This window comes from Vibrio mexicanus (genome assembly GCF_001012815.1).
In the GTDB taxonomy this organism is placed as follows: Bacteria; Pseudomonadota; Gammaproteobacteria; order Enterobacterales; family Vibrionaceae; genus Vibrio; species Vibrio mexicanus.
This window is the reverse complement of sequence record NZ_JYJP01000090.1, coordinates 149,508-169,881: the sequence shown is the minus strand read 5'-3', so window position 1 is coordinate 169,881 and position 20,374 is coordinate 149,508. Positions and strand designations below refer to the sequence as shown.

Annotated in this window: 17 protein-coding genes and 1 pseudogene; 5 read left to right on the top strand and 13 right to left on the bottom strand. The window is 41.9% G+C overall.

The features are described from left to right. Positions 1-252: 252 nt before the first annotated feature. The gene (locus UA76_RS13120) at positions 253-1,095 is read right to left on the bottom strand and encodes a GIY-YIG nuclease family protein (RefSeq protein WP_047046848.1); all 843 of its coding nucleotides are present in this window, start codon (positions 1,093-1,095) and stop codon (positions 253-255) included. 131 nt (positions 1,096-1,226) lie between these two features. On the opposite strand from UA76_RS13120, the gene UA76_RS13115 reads away from it, so the two are divergent. Together UA76_RS13115 and UA76_RS13110 are read left to right on the top strand one after the other, a co-directional pair. Then, positions 1,227-1,811 carry a class I SAM-dependent methyltransferase gene (locus tag UA76_RS13115; protein ID WP_047046844.1) on the top strand — a complete coding sequence of 195 codons (585 nt, stop codon included), beginning with the start codon at positions 1,227-1,229 and terminating at the stop codon, positions 1,809-1,811. Between the two features lie 24 nt (positions 1,812-1,835). Then, a complete protein-coding gene (locus tag UA76_RS13110) occupies positions 1,836-4,421 on the top strand; it encodes a DEAD/DEAH box helicase (RefSeq protein WP_052772046.1) in 2,586 nt (861 codons plus the stop codon). Positions 4,422-4,622: 201 nt separating this feature from the next. Here the strand turns inward: UA76_RS13110 and UA76_RS13105 are convergent, their stop codons facing one another. After that, positions 4,623-4,850 carry a helix-turn-helix domain-containing protein gene (locus UA76_RS13105; RefSeq protein ID WP_202906936.1) on the bottom strand — a complete coding sequence of 76 codons (228 nt, stop codon included), beginning with the start codon at positions 4,848-4,850 and terminating at the stop codon, positions 4,623-4,625. 191 nt (positions 4,851-5,041) lie between these two features. On the opposite strand from UA76_RS13105, the gene UA76_RS13100 reads away from it, so the two are divergent. Beyond that, positions 5,042-5,341, top strand: coding sequence for a hypothetical protein (locus UA76_RS13100; protein ID WP_047046840.1), 300 nt, complete (start codon positions 5,042-5,044; stop codon positions 5,339-5,341). A gap of 51 nt (positions 5,342-5,392) precedes the next feature. Here UA76_RS13100 and UA76_RS22525 read toward each other — a convergent pair whose 3' ends face one another. Together UA76_RS22525 and UA76_RS13095 are read right to left on the bottom strand one after the other, a co-directional pair. Beyond that, positions 5,393-5,857, bottom strand: a complete 465-nt coding sequence (locus tag UA76_RS22525) for a hypothetical protein (protein ID WP_052772045.1) — start codon at positions 5,855-5,857, stop codon at positions 5,393-5,395. Positions 5,858-5,952: 95 nt separating this feature from the next. After that, on the bottom strand, positions 5,953-6,546 hold the full coding sequence (locus UA76_RS13095) for a hypothetical protein (protein WP_052772044.1): 594 nt from the start codon (positions 6,544-6,546) through the stop codon (positions 5,953-5,955). A gap of 590 nt (positions 6,547-7,136) precedes the next feature. On the opposite strand from UA76_RS13095, the pseudogene UA76_RS13090 reads away from it, so the two are divergent. After that, positions 7,137-8,085, top strand: a pseudogene (locus UA76_RS13090) (IS30 family transposase). On the opposite strand, the gene UA76_RS13085 reads toward UA76_RS13090, so the two are convergent. After that, positions 8,060-8,470, bottom strand: a complete 411-nt coding sequence (locus UA76_RS13085) for a hypothetical protein (RefSeq protein WP_047046836.1) — start codon at positions 8,468-8,470, stop codon at positions 8,060-8,062. The pseudogene UA76_RS13090 and the gene UA76_RS13085 overlap by 26 nt on opposite strands. A gap of 220 nt (positions 8,471-8,690) precedes the next feature. On the opposite strand from UA76_RS13085, the gene dgt reads away from it, so the two are divergent. Further along, positions 8,691-10,208 carry a dGTPase gene (gene dgt / locus UA76_RS13080; RefSeq protein WP_047046835.1) on the top strand — a complete coding sequence of 506 codons (1,518 nt, stop codon included), beginning with the start codon at positions 8,691-8,693 and terminating at the stop codon, positions 10,206-10,208. A 75-nt stretch (positions 10,209-10,283) separates the two neighbouring features. Here the strand turns inward: dgt and UA76_RS13075 are convergent, their stop codons facing one another. From UA76_RS13075 to UA76_RS13045, 8 genes are all read right to left on the bottom strand, one after another. Then, positions 10,284-11,759, bottom strand: coding sequence for a protein kinase domain-containing protein (locus UA76_RS13075; RefSeq protein ID WP_084705512.1), 1,476 nt, complete (start codon positions 11,757-11,759; stop codon positions 10,284-10,286). Between the two features lie 2 nt (positions 11,760-11,761). Continuing rightward, positions 11,762-12,211 (bottom strand): hypothetical protein, encoded by a 450-nt coding sequence (locus UA76_RS13070; RefSeq protein WP_047046867.1) that lies wholly within the window; start codon positions 12,209-12,211, stop codon positions 11,762-11,764. Between the two features lie 126 nt (positions 12,212-12,337). Then, positions 12,338-12,688 carry an ATP-binding protein gene (locus UA76_RS24760; RefSeq protein WP_238322290.1) on the bottom strand — a complete coding sequence of 117 codons (351 nt, stop codon included), beginning with the start codon at positions 12,686-12,688 and terminating at the stop codon, positions 12,338-12,340. Next, entirely contained in the window at positions 12,685-14,019 is a 1,335-nt protein-coding gene (locus UA76_RS13065; RefSeq protein WP_238322289.1) for a helicase HerA domain-containing protein, read from the bottom strand. Before UA76_RS13065 ends, UA76_RS24760 begins: the two co-directional genes overlap by 4 nt. Then, positions 14,019-15,164 carry a hypothetical protein gene (locus tag UA76_RS13060; RefSeq protein WP_047046830.1) on the bottom strand — a complete coding sequence of 382 codons (1,146 nt, stop codon included), beginning with the start codon at positions 15,162-15,164 and terminating at the stop codon, positions 14,019-14,021. The genes UA76_RS13065 and UA76_RS13060 overlap by 1 nt, the downstream gene beginning before the upstream one ends. Then, on the bottom strand, positions 15,161-16,000 hold the full coding sequence (locus UA76_RS13055; protein WP_047046829.1) for a hypothetical protein: 840 nt from the start codon (positions 15,998-16,000) through the stop codon (positions 15,161-15,163). The genes UA76_RS13060 and UA76_RS13055 overlap by 4 nt, the downstream gene beginning before the upstream one ends. A 2-nt stretch (positions 16,001-16,002) precedes the next feature. Further along, a complete protein-coding gene (locus UA76_RS13050) occupies positions 16,003-20,085 on the bottom strand; it encodes a hypothetical protein (RefSeq protein ID WP_157617632.1) in 4,083 nt (1,360 codons plus the stop codon). Next, positions 19,989-20,315: a hypothetical protein gene (locus tag UA76_RS13045; RefSeq protein WP_047046827.1), complete on the bottom strand. Its 327-nt coding sequence runs from the start codon at positions 20,313-20,315 to the stop codon at positions 19,989-19,991. The genes UA76_RS13050 and UA76_RS13045 overlap by 97 nt, the downstream gene beginning before the upstream one ends. Positions 20,316-20,374: the final 59 nt, after the last annotated feature.

Below are 20,374 nucleotides of genomic sequence, written 5' to 3'. Positions count from 1 at the left end.
TCGCTGATAAGATTAATCATTACTTTGATGTTAGCCAGTATCAAATAACAACTAAGTAGTAGCTGAAATTATAGCTGTCCTATAGGCAACTGAGTAATTAACAAAGTCGCTGAATTTTCATTGTTACTCAGCGAAGTATCCTTCTTATGTAGACACGTTAAACGTATTAGTAAAAACTAAGTCATGAGGCAGAGCAAAAGGGAACAGGCTCAATTGACGCTGGCACAGAATGGGGCATTACTTTCTCAACGATTACTGCCCATATTGAAAGCGTGGTACTCGTTGATTTTCTTCAAAATAGGCCCCTATCAGGTCTACCTCCACTTCATGCCGAAGATGAGGCAATGACAAATCAATATTTTGAGCAAAGGAGAACAGTGGCTGCTTGTTATTCCAGCTTTTTCTCATGTGAGCTTTGAGCCGCTTTTGGGTCTCTTTTGTTTCTCCAATATAAATCACCTCTCGATTTTCGGAATCCATGATTCGGTATACCGATGGTGTATTGCCTAGCACATTCAAATTTTCCGAGCTCAATTGTAGTGGCGCAGACCACTCTAGCCCCATCCAGAAGTCATCTGAACTTCGGCCTGTCGAATTAAGCAATTGACTAGTTGTCACGCCAGCAGGATTTAGTTGGCCATCTTCAAGCAATCTACCTTTACGACCCTGTTTTCTATTGCTTGGTTTTATCCAGTGTTTATGAAAACGACCGTAGTTACACAGAGTTGAAAATCCGTAATCCTGCCGGTGCCTCCATAAAAAGTAGTCTTCTAAGCCTTGCCTTTCTGCTGGTGGCAAATCTGATATCAGATAAGAAAACTCATACTCAAAGCCACTATCTTGCAACCATACCCATAGGTTCGGCGCAGCCGTATGAGGATCGTTATATGGCATCTGGTTCGCGTATACGCCCGCACGTAAAGCCCTCAGCCGCTCTCTAACACAACGCCCCGTTTGTCCAATGTAAATGAGACCATCTCTGCCACGAGCTCTAATTCGATATAGACCTGAAAGCTTTGTTGGAATTTGCCTGTAAACATCTTGTTGGCCACACAATGGCAGCCAGTTAGACCAAATTAGATTCTCAAACATCATTCACACTATTCAAATAAACACGACCTAGGCTAACAATATCAATAATCTAAGATAGCTCCAATAAGCCTCTACATAGACGTAAAAGGCGTTATCAGGCAGAATTACTAATATCTTCAGCATAGAGCTCGATCATGAATACAACCGACCAATATTATACAGAAAATGCTCAAAGCTTCTTCGACACAACAGTCAACGTTGATGTTCAAAAGCTATACGACCACTTTCTACCTCACGTAAAACCTAATGGAGCGATTTTAGACGCTGGCTGTGGTTCTGGGCGGGATAGCAAGCATTTTCAAGATTTAGGTTATGACGTCACAGCGTTCGATGCCAACGAGTTATTGACTCAACTCGCCTCTGAACACTTAGGCTTCAAGGTCATTCATGCTACCTTTGATTCTTACCAAGCTACGCCTGAAAGCTTTGACGGGATATGGGCATGTGCATCTTTGCTCCATGTGCCAACCGAGGAGCTCCCGTCTGTGTTGAATAAATATGGTGAGCTGTTAACGCCGAAAGGTGTATTTTATTGCTCATTCAAATATGGTGACACCGATCAAATTCGTAATGGCCGCTTCTTTAGCGACATGAACGAAACAAAGCTTCAAAAAATGCTTGCTCCTTTAACGCTTAACATCTGTCTAACGTGGATCAGCTCCGACGCCCGCCCTGGTAGGGAATCCGAAAAATGGTTAAATGTACTCCTCAATAAATAACTCTTATCAGCGACGTAATAACTAATGCAAGATATTGATTATGTAGTAAAAGAGCTGTTCTCCACTCTTGGCTATCATGCAGTTTCTAATCATAAGATGGGATACTGCTTTGAACATGAATCCCTTCCACCAGTCATTGTTGATACCGACTTTAAGCCAGAGACTCCGCACCACTATGTTGACTATACGAGTCACCAAAACGCTTTAATGAGCAAACATAGCGGCGTATACAGGTTTATTGGAGAGTCAGAAGAGGAACTGCTACAACAAATCAATTTTTTTCTTTTGGATCAAAGCAATGACAGTGACTTATCCATAAAAGCTTTTGGAGCAGATCGTTCACACGCCCACCTAGACCCTACACCGCCAGAGTTTAACTTTGAAAGCACTTTCGAAGAAGTCTTCGGTTCTAAAATGCTCTATGCCCTTCATCAAGAAGAATCGTACATCGACCGCAAAGGGCATCGTCGGTACATCGACTTCATGTTGTATCGGAATGACAAAAATATTGCCATTGAGCTAAACGGAGAAAGGTATCATCACCCACTGCTCATTTCGCGAGAAAGATATCACTCCCAACTTTTCAAGCAAAATTCATTGATAAAAGATGGAAATCTTGTATTTCGATGGTCAGATCGTGGTATGCGAGATGACTTCAAGTTCAAAGAACAACTCAAAAACTACTTTGGTGATAGCGTAGAATTTAAAGCTACACCGTATTTTAAGGCCCACAGGAGTGTAGATTTCCAACTCTACCAACATCAAACACAAGCAGTAGAGGGAATCGAAAAACAACGACTTTTAGGAAAGAATGCGTTCCTCGTTGTACTGCCGACAGGCACAGGAAAGACCGAGGTTTTTATTGAAGACTTTAGACGTCAAATTCAACAAGGAAAAAGCCTCTCGGCTCTTGCATTGGTGCCTACTAGAGATTTGAGAGATCAACTCATCGAACGTATTACTCGCCAATTGCCAAATATCACAATATCCACAACCTTAAATGACTCGGTAAACCTTACAGTTGTGACTAACGCAGCAATAGTTAGAAATCACAAAGGACTTGATAGCAACAAGTTCGACTATATTCTCGTAGATGAAGCGCACAAGGCAGCCGCTAATGGAATGAAGAACGTGTTAGAGCACTTTAATCCAAGCACTTTGCTCGGATTAACTGCTACCGATGAAAGACTCGACCAACGGAAACTAGAGGATATCTTTGGTACTTATCAGGTTAACATGACTTTAGAAGAAGCCATTGAGCAAGGGCATGTTCCACAAATTCGAGTTTACAGATTGGAGACCAATATCGACTTCTCCAAAGTAAGGTTCAATGGAAAGGAGTTTGTTAAGTCTGACTTACAAAAAACCGTACAAGTCCCCTCTCGCGACAAGTTAATTGCTGACACTTTGAGTAAGTACTTTTCTCCTGACCACCCTTCAACGTTAGATAAGCAAGGCATCGTATTCTGCGTAGATGTCGCCCACACTCAGCGTATGGCGAAAGCACTAAACAAGGTCGGCATCTCTGCAAAATCAGTACATGGCAAAGATCGTTCAGCTATTGAAGAGTACTTTAGTCAAGATATTCAATTCCTTTGTGCCTGTGAGTTACTCTCTGAAGGATGGGATGCTCCAAATACTTCAATCGTGGTAATGGCTAGACCAACAATGTCTAAAGCAAAGTACATGCAACAGTTAGGAAGAGGTACAAGGCTCGCACCAAATAAAGAAGCGCTTTATGTGATTGACATTGTTGACAATTATATCGGTGCAAGCCTCCAACCATGGAGTGCACACAACCTATTTAATAATCCAAACTATTTGCCTTTTGGAGACATGTTTAACGCCGATCAACCTACCCCACAACAAGAGTTATTAATTCTTGATGGGCTATTCGAAACTGAACGTCGCATTGAGCCAATCAATATCTTTAATTTTGAAGCTGAATTTGGTGATTTACTCAATGAGGAACAACTGGCCCGAGAACTCTTTGTTTCGACAGGTACCATTAAGAGCTGGTTGAAAAAGGGAGAAATAACCCCCTCAAAATCAATATCCCTTGGAAGAAAAAACCTTCACTATTTTTCGCCTGAAAACATGGAGCACATTAGGTTAGCAAAAAACATTAAGCCAAGAACTGAAGAGTCACGAAAAGATGATTTCTTTGAATTCCTCGAAAAGCGCGACTACACCTTTTCATACAAGATAGTCTTCCTATTATCGTTCATAGCGCTCGCCAATGAGCAAGGCGAAGCGGATTCCCAAGAACTGGCACTATTGTATCAAGATTTCTACCAAGGCCTTTTAGATACATATGGACGATGTGAAAAAGCCAGCAACCCTCTCAATCAACCGGAAAACCTATCGGATCTTAGCTATGTAAAAAGAAGCATCTCAGCCAACCCATTCGAAAAGTTTGAACGAAAACGTTTCTTCCACGATTCAAAAGAGTTAACACTTGTTGCAATGGATAGTTTACTTTGGGAGCGCCTTTCAGATGACGAGTGGAAAACTATCCACCAGCAAATGATCGAGGATGCCAAAAAGTATTTTGATAAGATTGAAATTAGTATCACTGAAAACGACTTAAGAGCTTTCCAAAATTCATAGTGACTTAAGTTTTAGGACCTAAATTGGTACAAGTATTCGAACGTGTACCGGTCAACAAATACCAGACTCTTGTTTAGGCTGATTTCAGCGACTCCTACTACTACTCATGTTGAAAGCAAGCATTTCAGAGTTGAGCGAAATACGGATTAACATTCTCATGGTGATTCTCCAAGCATCTGTCCCGATAGCTGCGGCAATACGCTACGACTCGGAGCGACTTATGATTTGAAAAAGATCTTGGATGTCGATATCGAGGTACATGCATAGCTTACCGACTACCTCTAGCTCGACACGTTCGGCCTTGTCGTAATACAAGCGTGATAGTGTCCCTCGATTAATACCAGTAGCTGCAGCTACATCAGACATTTTAATTCTCTTTTCACCGAGAATTCTCGACAAATTACATTGAACCAGGCGTTCACCACTCATTTAAGACCTCCTAGAGAGCGTTAGGATTTGCAAAAGCCCCATCACGGTCTAAGCTTAATAGTAGGACCTAAGGACCTTCTGTAGAGCGATGAGTGTTACAAGAGTTTAACGACTTTAGATAAAATAAGCGTGATTCCTGTCTCACTCAACAGCAAAGTATGGAGCAATCCACCCAAATGTGAGGGCAAACAATGAACGTTACACCAATCGAAATTCATGCTGCGGCCATATGTTTAGACATTGCAGCCTTTGAAGACTTCTATCAACAAACAGAAGATGAAATTCTTGATTACTTTCCCTCAATCAAGAGGATGATCTGGGAGCATGAGTTTCATCTCAACTGTCAACTAACAGAGAAATATGTCGACCATTTAGCGAACCGAGCGGTAGAAGTGCTCGTCAAATGTAAGCGTGGCGCTCACCTCAATGAGGCCAGCTGGGTCATACGAAGTTTTGCGATGGAGGCAACAAACGTTAAATACCTACACTAACGACGATCAGCTGGTGGCTTGTGGGTGCTATAACGCAACTAGGAACCGTCATTAATCATAGTCATAACCACGCGACGTTTTCCGAGTAAGCCTGCCGGAATCGTTGCGCTGACTATTATGACTTGGCTCTTCATATTTTCTCAGTTTCTCCGTAAGAGATTGGATCTGTTTCTTACTTTGATCTAACTTGTCTTCCAATCTTTCATTTATCAGCATCAAGCTTCTCTCTTTCGAGTTACGACTTTTCCATATATCGTTATATACACCACTCTTTTCTTCGAACTGTAATTCAAGATCCTGTATTTTCCTGGTCAAATCCATTTCTTGAACTTTCATTTCTCCAATAATTGATGTTCTTTGAATTCTTTCTTTTTCTAATGCATCCAAATCATTATTCAGGCTTAAAATATCTTCTCTCAATTTATTTAAATTTAGATTAGCATCACTAGAAACCGTCTTAATATTGTTGAGATTATTATTACCTTGTTCTAATAAATGATTATATTCCTCAATCAAAGTATTTATTTTCTGACTAAGTATTATATTTCCTTTGTTCAGTTTAACATTTGCCTCTTCTAGAAATTGAGCTTTCTCCCTATGAATATGACCGGTTATTTCCTTGGAAACCCCCGAGTAAAGCCTAAACGAGAAAAAGCCTCGAATGTTAGATCTTGGAGTATCTTAAGAGCCGACTTACCCAGTAACCGAAATGGATGAATTAACTTATCAAAGTCAAAGTTGAAAAAGGTGATGTGTATATGAAAGTTTTCAATGAACTGATTATTAATAAAATGGCCCTCATCGGCATGAAAATCAATAGCCATAGGATGTAAACCAAATTTATCTTCAATCTTATTGGATAATGCAGTCGCGCTGTTGAGCAGTTCCTGTTCCCAGGTATCAGGGTAACGTATCTTTACTTGTTGAACTTGGTCATACGAGAGGCTAACAACATTGTCGACAAATGCATTGGCCCGCTTAGAGAACTTGACATTACAACGACGTTTCCCTGCATCAATCTTGGCTTTTTCCATCAGTGCTTCTAACTGAGAAAAGTCATCATTTATTGAAAAGTGCCGATTATGCGCACTAAACTGCGGATACACATTTTCATCATAAGAAAACTTCCTGCGATGGTGATTCCTTAGCCCACTATACTGATTTTTCTTAAATGCTTTAATGTGGCTTGAAACAAAATCTTTCATAGTTAATACCTAGTATTTCACCAAATACTACCAACAATAAAAACACTTTGTAAATAAAATATCACCTATTTTTTTAGTCTTAGTTTCATCATGTTTCACTATGTTCAATAGTGTATTATCAGGAAAAATAAATTCTAAAAGGTATTATATAAATCGAATCACACAGTAGAAACTCAATCACGAATAGAACAAAACACCCTTGCCACTGCCTAGCGCACTATGCAGCGACTTTCACCATAATAGAAAACAGACTGGACGGCCCAATAATTATCGACTTCTAAATACTCCCTTTTCCTCGCATTAAAAATCATGATAATTAAGAATTTTCATTAAAATTAAACTTACAGAAATAAAAACACACAAAAGTTGGACTCATCTGATTTTTTGTGATATTTAAATATTTATTATAACAGTTATAACAGTTATAATGCGGATAAGATATCCTTTTCCCAATTCCAGGTGTTTGAAGTTCAACTTTTCATACCTCCGATTTCAGATAATAAGTGCGACATACATGGAAAGGTGTAGAAGAGGAAGCCAACTGCTGAAAGTGGTACGCTCTTCTCGCCAAAGAAACAAGCAGTACTACCATGAATTATCAACAGTTGACCGAGGGCAGAAGATACCAGATTTCAGCTCTTTTGGAGCGGGGAATCTCGGTTTCTGAAATAGCTAAAACTGTTCTGTGCCATCGCTCTACGGTATATCGAGAGCTTAAACAAGGCAGCAAAGGCAGTCATTATTGCCCAAGCGAAGCTCAGGTATTCTCAATCAAAAAAACGCACATCAGCGCGTAAATACCGAATACCTCAGGAGCGTGTTGACTTTATCCGCCTCCTTTTAGAATCGGATTGGAGCCCAGAGCAGATTTCCAGTGTATTAACTAGAGTGGGAACTGCTGTCAGCCATGAGTGGATTTACCGATTTGTTGCGCAGGATAAACGCTTGGGAGGCAAGTTATATCGTCACTTGAGGCAAGGTCACAAGCGGTATCGTCGCGGCAGAAAAGAGAAAGCACCAGCGATCAAGAATGCTGTTTCTCTCGATGATAGGCCAAGCGTCGTTGACAATAAGCAGCGATTGGGTGATTGGGAAATCGACACCGTATTAGGTAAACATGGCACTGGTACTATGGTGACAATTTTACAGCGTAGAACACGATTTTACGTGGTCAAGAAAGTGCCATCGAAGTCAGCAGATGATGTTACCAAAGCAACCATAGAGCTACTCATGCCTTATAAGGAGCATGTCCATACCATCACGGCAGATAACGGGAGAGAGTTTGCAGGTCATGAAACCATCGCAAAGGCGTTGGAGGCTGATGTGTACTTTGCCCATCCTTATAGCTCTTGGGAGCGAGGAGCCAACGAGAATGCTAACGGGCTTTTAAGGCAATATGTGAAGAAAGGAACCGACTTAACAACGGTAACAGATAGTGATGTTGAATTCGCTGTATCACGGATAAATAATCGACCGAAAAAGTGTTTAGGCTTCAAGCAACCAGCGATTGTCTTTAAAGAGATGGCATTGGCTGCTTGATATTGGAGAGTGTCGCACTTAGTTGAATTCGGGCCCCGCCTTTAAACTCAAAACCGCTCCAAGAAAAAACACGTTCAATACTGGTGCGCTTAGAAGCAGGCCCCGTACTGCTAGGACATAAAAACATCAGCCAAAGCATTTCTGCCACCAGTACTTTTGCTTCAGGTGTAGCTTTACCTAGCTGGGTTTCGAGTTTTGTTAGAAAATCGCCCTCGCCTTCTTCTAGGTTTTCGACAAAGAAACAAATGAGTTCATGGCATGTTGATGAATTCCATACTTCATACTCAGTAAAAAGTGATTGGCCCTGAATAAGACAAATCTCTTTAAATTCAGTCGCATTTTCAATTAAGAAAGAAGAGTCGTTATCACCACAGTACCTAGCCATTACCCATTCCCAATAAGCAAAATCTAATAAATCATTATGCCCTAACCATTAGAAAAAGTAAGACTTTCTCCCGCTAATTCAGACATATAGCTCTTTTCTAAATTGAGTTAATAGATGTGTAAGAGAACTCCTTCCCAATCACATTCTCCGTTCAACTCGTTATGAGCTCGATTGAATACTAGGTATAATAATCAACAAAATAACAAATGAGAAAGAAGCAATGACCATTAACTTCAACCAAAAAGTACGTGGGACAAGGGTCTATCACAATGGCAAAGCAACTAAACCCCGTCCTCTTGAAGACCCAAGCAAAATAGCCGTTCAAGCCAGTTTCGAAAGTGATCGAGGTCGTATTCTCAATTCAGCTGCGATCCGTAGGCTCCAACAAAAAACTCAGGTTTTCCCATTGGAACGCAATGCTGCAGTACGCAGTCGATTAACGCACTCTTTGGAAGTTCAACAAGTTGGTCGTTACATAACACAGCTAATTTTTCAAACTCTGCCTAATGAAGCCCTCGAGGAATACAAACTAGCTGGGTTGGAGCGCCAAATAGAATCAATCGTTGAAATGTCATGTTTGATGCACGACGTAGGTAATCCACCATTTGGACACTTTGGTGAACAAGCGATAAACGATTGGTTTTCTCGAAACTTACTCTCCTTAGTAATGAATACGAAAGGTGAGCCCAAAATTGACTTACCAGACCCTGTACAACAAGATCTTACAAATTTTGAGGGTAATGCACAGGCTATCCGCCTAGTTCATACTCTTCTAGGCCTTAACCTTACCTACTCTCAAGTATCTGGAGTTTTCAAATACACTCGCCGTGGTGATCAAGAGGCTCCATCAAAACAGCAGAATGATTTCGACTACTTGATGAAAAAAGTAGGATACTACTTAAGTGAACATCGCTACGTTGAATCTATGAAACTAGTCTTATCGATGGACTCCCATTGCCGCTCACCATTCTCTTATATCATGGAAGCCGCAGACGATATTTCTTATGGTATCGCTGATATCGAAGACGCAGTCGAAAAAGGCATTCTAACTATTGAACAGTTAAAAAGTGCTCTAGATAACGAATTCCAATTACTCGTTAAAAAATATGATTTATCTAATAGTAATGTGATGAAAGAAATCGTCGACATTGCTTATCAAAGTGCTTCAAAAGCCGAGAACTGTGCTAATAGCCATTTTTTTGTGACCCTACGTGTAGAAATCAACAAACGCTTACCACAACACGCTAGTAAACAATTCATTGAAAACATTGAAGAAGTATTTCATGGAACATTTAATCGGGCATTAATTGAAGATAATAGTGTCAATCACGCTCTTGTTAAAACACTAAAGAACGTAGCAAAAAAATATGCCTTCTGTGACCCTGAAGTAGAAAAAAGTGAGTTACAAGGATATCGAATTCTCACCGGGCTATTAGACGCCTATAAACCGCTACTCTTACTGGACAATAAAACATTTAATAACATCGATGATGCCCCACTTTATGAGCGAAGGCTCCACAAGAAGCTTCCAAATAAGCACTTAAAAGCATATCAAATAGCAATGCAGACTCTACAAGATGAAAAGCGAGATTCATCAGAGGTCCCCTACTTACCCTATGATTATGATGATGACATCTGGGAGTTTTACTTCCGAGTCCGCCTCATTCAGGACTACATTAGTGGTATGACCGATCAATATGCTTTTGATGAATATCGTGCTCTAAACGTCCTAGATTAGTAGCTCCAAGCTCACCAAACAAAGGGGGAGGAATGCCCCCTCCATCTGCTTGCAGAACAAAACGATGCAAAATCCTCATAAATAACCGATACGGTTATAATGCTCGATTTTTTGCTGCGTCCAGTCATCCGACCCGTTTATTTTTCGATAAGACTTTAGGTAAGCCAATGCCTTTTCTGGCTGCCTGTTTTGCTCATAAGCAAGTGCCAACCTTCTCAGAACTCGAGCTCGACGCGGAAACTGTTTATTAATAGTGACCAGCAGTTCGATAGCCTCATCATATCGAGATTGTAATCCACAGACTGAAGCTTTCTTAAACAGAAGTTCAGGCTTATTTAGCTCTCCTCTTCGATCTAAATCTTCAATCACTCTGTTGGCATTTAGAACATCTTTTGCCTTTAAATATGTATTGAGTGCCAGCTCCCTAAATTCAAAACCTAAGTCATTATCTAAAGCAAGACCGTCTCTGTTTTTCTTGAGTGACTCAACCGCCTCAAAGTATCTTTCACCTCGATACAGAGCCCTGAGTTGTGCCAAAAGCGCGTGATAGTCTTTCGAGGATTCAAACTCTGCTTCTGCCACTTGTGCCGCCTCAACATACTTCTCATCTTCGATCAGTGATAACGTTCGGGTTGACCAATCGCTGCCACAAACACCCAATAATGAGGTCGCAACTATAGGCTCAAAGCTTGTTTGAGCAATACGAGCTATTTTTAAGTCACTTAGCATCTCATCAATATCAGACCAGCGATCTTCTGGATTAATGCTCAGGGCCTTTGTTATAAACTGTTCTAGCTTTGGTGAGATAGACTTGTTTAATTCGGTTGGTCTTGCGTAGGGAAGACTTCGATAAACAGCACTAGGCGTATCATGAGGAGGTCTACCAGTAACTAGCTGATACATGAGCACCCCCAAACTATACATGTCTCCTCGTATCAACTGTAAGAAGCTACCACGACGTTCCGAGCAATCTGCAAATTCTGGCGCAGAGTACAGCACCGTCCCTCCATTTTGACGGCTTCTAGCGTAGATTTCCTCCGGAAGTGCAGAGCTTCCGAAGTCAGTAATCTTAACTTGATCACCACTAACCAGGATGTTGTGAGGCTTTAGGTCTCCATGAGAAACTGGCTTTTCTAGCGATGCCAAATGTTTAACGCCTAACAATATTTGCTCGTATATTTCAAAAACCTGCTTATACGTTTTAGCAAAGCCTGTATGAGTATCTTCAAGTAACTGAGCCAAACTTCTACTTGGGAAATACTCCATCTCAATCCCATACCACTCTCGCTCGGGAGGAATACGCCCCATCCGAAAAATCTGGATCACGTTGGGGTGAGATGGCGCATCAACTAAGTCATGCCCTTCCCTTAAGCTGCTATCAGAAGCTGAGCAATCTTTGGGGATTTTTACTGCGACAATTTCATTGTCTTCTATACGCTGAGCGCTCCAAACCCAACCATGGGTCCCATCTCCTAGCTGCTCTAGCAATAAATAGCGATCCCCAAGCTTCATATCACTACTTGGCATGAAATAGTGTTTTTTCTTAGCCACTGTTAGCCTCGCTCAATTACATCTATTAGTTTATGGCTCCCCTGATGATCACAATCAAAAACAAAGTTCATCATGACCAACTGCTTGGGGTTAGAGCCTTGAACACGGTCCCCATTCGCCAACGTAAAACCACTTGAAAACAGCTGCCGGAGTTCTTCATGGTCCGGCATAGCCTTTAACCCCTGCGTCCAATAAGCTAATACTAATAGTTCCGGTTGTGTTGACCACCTCTGATGTGCCAGCAATAGGTTTTTGACCTTACCCGCGAGTTTCTCCTGATCCGCATTAGTACCAGAATAGCGTTCAAACTCTGCAACCAAAACAGGTTTTGTGGTTAACTTATCAAACCACACAGCATCAGAACGAACATCATGTTTCGCTCGTTCTGCATACCTGAGAGGTGCAGGTATCTCAACTGCACCAGAAAAGCCAAGATAATGCCCCAGCTGCATCCAATAGCTACAACCTAAACTATGAATGAGAGTATCTTCATCCCTTACCCCCATTCACTAAGCATAGGAAATGATGAATCAACAAACTCGCTATTACTTGTCGCTGATACAACCCTATCTAACAGTTCATCCACTAAAACTTCCCCAAACATTTAGGACTTCTGGCGACTCACCACCATGAACAAGTGCTTTAGGACCGACTTTAACGAGAAGTGGTGCCGGTATCGAACGACCACAAATCAACGCTTCACCGGTCGATAAACTAGGAAGCTCCTCAAGATCAGCTTTACTCACCATATCAGAGGCTTTAGTAATGAATCTCTGATCATCTGGGTTTTTTAGACGCATGGTTATTAACGTATTACATTGAGAGGTCACGTCTGCATCCAGTTTAGATGGTCGTTGGCTGACAATTCCAAATCCAACGCCGAACTTACGTCCTTCACCAGCAATCTTTTTAATGATTCTATGACTCACGCTTTACCGCCTGCGGGAGCAAAGTTATGCCCTTCTTCATAAACAAGAAACGCAGGTCGAGTTTTATCAGTCTTACTTGAAGCTGCACGCAATATTTCGCTAGATAAAAGCCCACAGATAACCTGTTTAGCCGTATCACTTAACCCTTGTAAATCAATGACAACCAAGCGGCCTTTCTTATCCGATGGACGTCCTATCATTTCATAGATATCTGTAGGGCCTGCAAGCTCTGACGAATAAAAGCTCTGAGCTTCATTTAGAACCCTCGATAGCTTCATTGAAGCAACAGCAGCAGAACGACCATTTAATGCTTGAGCTTCAGCACTGCTCAAATCGTCCCAATTCTTTAACTCTTCTATTCCATCGCCCAAGAAATGGCGCAAGTTATTGATGTCCCTAGGCTCAACGGTATCGACAGTTCGCCAGTATCGAATCGCAACATCCAATACCCTTTGCTGAGGCTCAGTCAGACCAGGTAGAATTTCAGATATATCATCCATTTCAAACTTATCAAACTGAAGCGCTAGAGCTTTGTTTTTATTTGCGTATTTCTGTCTAAACGTATCAATTTGAGGAGTATAAATTTGTATCCCTGCATCTGCACCCTGAAGCTTCTCAATCATCAATTTAATTTCAGGCAAGGATTTAGCATCACGTTCATCTTCAGTATCAAAGTGGTTACCAAACTGTAAGTTACCACCTTGAAGAGCCCGTCCGTATTCACCGTGAGGGTCAAAAACGACAACAGTACCATTGTTTAAAGCGACTAGGCGTTCAATTACGCGCCCAACAGTATAGGACTTACCCGAGCCGGTCATAGCAAGGATAGCCATATGCTCCGTTACTAATTTATTTACATCTAGATAGACTGGTACTGTGTTGTCACCATTTTCATAGCCGACAAGATTACCAATATGAAGACTATTTTGTTCATTGAACTCATAAAAGTCGCTTAAGAACTGATAATCAACTGTTTCTACCTTAGCTCCAGGGTCAAGAGGTCTGCGAGGTATTTTGATTTGATTGGTTGTCGGATCTTTGTAACCAACTAAGTCGACCGTAGCATAAACATGCTCGCCTGTTACTTCTGCTCCCGGCAAAAGCTCAAGTTCCGATACAGAGTTACCAAACCCAGAATTAAAGAGCATATTACTTCGTTGAATCGATACAATGCGACCAAGCACCGATGTAACTGGTTCATCTTTGCGCTCTTGGTGCCTGATACGAACAAACTCGCCACGTCTACCCGAAAAGGAGCTATTAAGCACCATCTGTAAATTGTGTGGCTCACCTGTATTGCCTACGAGGGTACCCAAAACCTGATGCTTCATTAAAATTCTCCATCCAAATCTGACAACCAAATATCCTCTACTTCTCTTGATTTAAGAGCAGATTGAATATTCGACTTATAATATTTAACAAACTGATCCAGCTGCTTTAGCTCTTGCTCGGCAAGTTGTATTGGCAACGGGAATGCTTTCTGCCCACCAACAGCCATCAAGCACATTAACTGTCCACAAAGCTTATCCAATGCTGGAGACTCCCAATCTGGCTCATCTCCAGCTAACTGAACTAATCGAATTCCAGTGCTATTCCCACCTTTAAAGTGAAAGCCTACTAGCCCATTTTCAGCAGCAGACTTGGGCTCTAACCGTGGTTGGTTTTGTGATATACGGAAAGCAGCAGTACGTGTAAAACTACTTAAAATGCCATTAATAAAACGCTGCTCACCAATACTAGCTAACCCTTTAAGATGGTTAAGAATATCGCCAGCCGCTTGCGGATCAATTCCCTCACTGGATAAGAGCTGCTCCATACCACTGCTGGTCCGAAGATCTTGTTTAGCTACATACAAAATTGCCCCAAGTTTCTCCGAAGCGATACCTGCCAATACTGGCCCTGATGGGTTCCATGGGTAAAGCTGGCCTTTATGCGTTTGCCAAAACTGGTCAATAACAGATAACGTTTGATCATAAGAATTTCTATATTCAGCATGTTCAGGCGCATCTTTTAGAGGCGCCATGTCTCGACCTAGAAATAGTGGACAATCCATCAAAATCAGATCGATAGGCTCCCCGCTTGATAGGCGTTGCTCAGCCATTTGGTATGATTGTCGAATCTGAATCAATGCTAGACGTTTAGACTGGTTAACAAAGTCTATGTCGTCTAGCTCACACAAGCTATCTTGGCCAGTAGTAGAAACCGCGTTGTTTTGAATGGTCAGATTCAAACTAACGGCAGCACTGGCATATAAAAAGCCACCTAGCGTTTTTTGCACAGCCGATTTCGTCGCTATACCTACCACATTAATATTCAATGGATTCGGCCTCTCGATAGGCTTAACCAATCCAGCTTCGACAAAAAGTGGAGCTAACTGCTCTAAGTCACGTATTTGCTGTAATAAACGTCCAACTGTACCTGGCATATGCAGTTGAGTTTGCACTGCTAACGTTTGCGCTAAGCTACGATTACTCATCCTGGTATCCTTTTTAATTCTTCTGCATATATTTGATATGGACTCGCTTCAATGACCTTGTTCCCTTCGTCCGTAAGCTCACCATCAACAACTAGTCCATGTTCAATTAGCTCACAGATTGCATATCCAAGCTCTTCATCTGAAAATCGAAACAAACCCAACTTTTGGACCCTACTAAGCAAGTCGTCAGTACTTTTTAACTCTCTCCCATACGCGCAACAAAGCAAAGCCAGGTGCTTTTCGTCAGGCTCGAAGTTATTCGGCTTGGAACAAAGCTTCTCTTCTTGAGGTGATCCAGCTAACTCATGTAGCCCTTCAAGCCAAGCTTGAACTAATAGTGGGCTATCCAAACATGTCAAGGACCAAAGAGGAAGAGATGATGCTACGAACAAACCACCTGATGAGTGTGATTTGTAGTAAAGCGTATTTAATGTATCGTCGCCCCAAATATGAGCATGTTCTCGCGAGAACTGATATGACTGAGCCTTAAAAACAAACCGAGTCTCATCTGCTAATACCTCAGCTAATCCGACGGTATCTGTTGTTTTGTCACTATGTAATAACGTTTCAACATGCCAGTCCATTTGTTGCGAAAGCAAACCTGCATTAAACGGTGGAAGCAACAAGATTACTCGCCCAGGGGATTTTAACCAGGACATCAAGCTCGCTTGTTGCTCTGGAGTATGTATCTGCCACTCTTGCCCAAACATCATTAAAGTTCCATGTTCAGGCAACTGAGAGTCGGTTTCCAACTTATCAACAGGAAGATAGTCTGAAATAACATCACCACGCCTGTGGCAAGACAGACCACCCAGTAGATATACTTGTGCTTTCAAGGTTAAAACTCCCCGCCTAAGCGATAAGTTCTAACTAACAGCTGCTTATCTACAAGCTCTTCTGCCTCCTGTTGCGTTAGTTGAGGCTCACTTCCCTCAGACATGTCTTGAACAATCTGAATCCAACGCTCTGCTGTTATGAGTGAAGAGCATAGCAATATCGATATCTCTGCTTTATGCGATTCTTCTCTTTTCTGCAGCTTTACATATGCATCAGCCAACGTCCCTATTCTCTCTACATCTTTAAGGGAGAGAGGCACTATCTGAGGTTTGTTGTTAACTTTGTTGAGTACGTTAAGCGCATTATCCACAACTGTATCTTGCGACTGAATCAATGACTTACGATAACCTTCACTGTAGTTTTTCAATGAATCAATATCGCCACGCCACTGGGTTAGCTGTTTGCTGGCATTGTGCAGTAATGGCATCACTTGATCACTCAAAAGCCTAAACTGTCCTAACTGCATTTCATTGTTGATCCTATCTTTTAGCTGATTTGCATCGTCTTGAATATCATCAAATAGGCTATCAACATGCTTTACTTTCTTCTGCAGATTTTGAAGTTTTGTTGCGGCGTCAGGATATTTCTGTGTATACCCCTCTGGCACATTAACCAAGTCACTTTCGACTTTGGTCAAATCACCTTTTATGTCTTTAGCTCGCTGAAGCTGTTTTTCAAACTCTTGCTTGAATTTCTTGTATGACCCAACTATTGCGCCATCAACTTGTTCGGTATCCAAGAACGACTCGGTAGACGAACAATATCCAACCTCTTTAGCTAAGTGCTCTAAACGAGACAAAGCTTGGTCAACTTCTAAGTTTCTTAAATAGAACCCGAGAGTCCCTGCTTCCGTTTGCTGTTTATCTGGAGTCTCCCCAGATTCTGTACCTGGTTTAACGGCGCCTGCAAGAATACGGGAAACTTTGTCCAGGGCTAAAGTGAACAGGTTTATAGGAAATTGGGTTAGATGGTGACTCTCTTTCTTGATTTGAGAAATCAACTCTACCGAACGTTTAGAAACCGCTGACTCGGTTTTGTAGACTTGATCTGAAAATGCTTTAGCTCTCGCTATTCGTTGCCACAACGAAAACTCATCTTGTTCAAAATCCAAGTTTGTAAACTGCTCTTGCTTTACTACCTCTTGATAACCATCAGCATCAAAGACCCAATCAACCAATTGCTGGTGGCTGTATCGGGCTTGTGCTGTTCTAGATAGCCCATCCTCATAACTCGCCTCAAAAGGTGATAGGTTTTTGAGCTCAGTTTCCTCTATCTCTTTGAATGTCGCTTGTTCATTCTGCGCTTGCGTTAACTGAGCTTTTGCTTTGTTTGTTTTAGCACCTACTTTCGCTTTACCTAAAGGCGCAAACAAATCATTAATTCGTCCTTCACCGAATAGACCAGCAATAACACGCACCTGGCTAGGATAATCATTTTCAAGCCAGTTGTTTGCTTCCATAAGTTTACCTTCGAACGCACTTCTCTCTTGTAATCGATAAATTGATACCCTAGTTTTTCCGGGCTCTGCGCTTTCTATCACTAAACGCGCAGTACGCAAAACGAGCATCCATTCTTTAAACGTGTCTTGAGGTCGTACCATCCAACTGTAGCCAAAGAACCAATCTCTTTTAGCTTGTTCAAAAGTGAGTGACATCCGTTTAAAAAAGCGTTCTTGCATTAAACGGCGGGCGAATACCGGGAACTGAGCCCTCGCCGATATAGAGTTTGTTGAAGTAAACAACTGGCTCCACTCATCTTCTCTGTAACCGTCATTGATTTCTCTAGTCGGCACACGAAGCTGATGAACAAGCTCATAAAAAGCCTCATCAGCGACAGTTTGTGGAGTCTTATCATAACGGCTTACCGATCTTGTATTGGTACGAACGATCAGATCAGCCCAACCTTCAACTAAAAGAGGGAGTTCTTTATCATTCAGCTTTTGGCTAACTCGCAGTGGCATTGCGATTAAACCGCGAGCGTGAAGTCCTTGACGCCAGTTATTGATACTCTCCATCAAACCGCGACTTAGAGCACCTAAACGCTGATTAAACTTGGTCGTGAACCCTCGCATTTCCAATGTAAAACCACGACAATCTGGAGTCGCGATTCCAACCTGCTCGAGTACATGTTCTTCATTGTGGCTTAAGCGATATAGACACAAGTAGTCTTTGGCCTTCTGCAAAACTGGATCGGATGCCTTGTCAAATTTATTACCCAGATCGATTGAAGATGTGAAAGCAATGACTGGATATCTACCTTCTGCGTTAAACTGCGTAGAGGCTTGAGAGCATAGTTTTTTCAGTTCGGCTTCATTGTTCACGTACGCGAAAACGACACGTCCTTTAGGATGAAGCTGTAATGCTCTACATGAAGCAAGACCACTTACCTCCTGCTTATCGCGGGTTGCTCTCGTAGCGATAGTCACCAGATCACTCGACAACTCACTATCAACGGCATCATATTGCCAATGACTATCGACCAATCGCATAAGCCCTGTCAGGCGTGCTCGCTGCTTATCGCTGACTTTATCACTGCGCGAACTCATCGCTAATTCATGTGAGTTAGACGCATCAGGATCTTTAAAGATAAGTGATTGTCGACTTTGTTTTCGGTATCGCAGATTTAAGCGATTTAACATCGCGACACTCGGACCGACATGAGTAGGCGTCGACGTTAGCTCTTGCACATCGCCAAAAGAGTGGAACCATAAAGCGCGGGCCAAATCATCTGCCGCGCCATGTGGGTATAGTAACTGCAATAGTTCTATGAACTCAGACTTACTTGCCGGGACTAGCAACTGACCTTGCGCTTCGTGTATCGCGAACGTTGCCAAGTTTGCAAGAAGCTGGCATAAGTTAACTTTTTGCTCTATCCCATCAAACTCCCAAAGATCACCTTTGATACGTCTAAAGTTAGCATTCTGTAATGCTGGTCTGCAGCTGTCTGCCGTCCAGTTAACAATATGATAATGGCTGGCAACGGGATCGTCGTATTCATTTAAAGTCGAAGTTAGGCGCTTTGTTTCTTCGCTAACTTCAGCTATGGCTTTTGGCAATTGCCCATAAAGTAGCTCAGCTGCGGCATCTTTAATTTGCAACTCAGTCGTTTTAATCGTATCAATAGCCCCAGAGTCAAGAACATGATCTCTGATTCTTGAAGAGCTTTTGATTACTGCATTAAAAAGCTGACCTATCGTTTTGGCACTTTCACCACTCATGCTTAGGCTTTTAAGCTTTTCATCAACGGCAGCCATGATGACGTTAAACCAACCAAAGTTACCACCACTCATCGCGTAAGCTGCTTCAACAAGACCAGGTAGATAAGGCTGCGCTAGTCGACCGTTACTCTTTAGCGTTTCTACATAATCACTCACATCAGAGAACGCGTTAGCTTCGAGATCAAGCAGTGAAAATCGGCGATCTAACGAAGAAACTTCCCTTAACTCTTCACCAATAGCAGGAGAGCATAGGGCAACATATCTCAGCCAAGGAAGTTTTCGACGAGGATCCTCTTCTTTAATTGCCTGGCCCATCAGTTTAATTGCACGACCATCCAAACGTTTTAAGTCTTCGCCTTCTAAACCATAAGTAGCGGCTTCTGCAGCGGTTTCTAGTTCATCTAAAACAACCAAAACATACTTAATACCAAACTGTTGTAGATATTCGTAAGCAGAGTTAACCAAACGAGTGGCCAAAAACTCATCATCATACAAATCTTGATCTGTATGATTTTTTTCAACCTCTAATCGGTTTGCCAGTTCTTGATAATCAAAGCCATCAACCTCTAAACGGTCAAAACATTGCTTTGCGACCTGAGCTTGAATAGAACCATCGAACGTGTTCTTTGCCAAAGGCAGCAAGGCAGTATACAAGCCATAGGCGAACCAATTATCTGAGTTTTGAAATTCAGTCGCTATTTGGCTATAGCGAATGTAAAGACCTAAATACTGCTCACGGTCAGCTTCATCACGAAACAGGTTTGCGAGAGTTAAATCCCCATTTTGGTTACGGCAGAACCAACCAGGGCTTGCATCATTGATTTGAGCAATAAGCTCGTAGCCCAAACGAGATTTACCACGCCCCACTCGGCGACCATAGAGAATACTTGAGTGAAGTGGTTATCTTCTTTATCAACCAAATGGATGAAGCTTTCGAAATCATTAAAAAACTGACTTTGACCGACCAAAGGGTCTTTGGGTGGATACGATGATAAGCCATCCGACTGCCAATGATGTTGAGCCGTTGGCTGCACTGAATATTGCATTGGGCTTTCGGCGATAGAGCCCGTTTCTTTGGTTTGATTTGTTATTGTCACGGTTTACAACCTCTATGCTTTTAATTTTCTATTTGCCAAAACTCACACCTTAACTGACG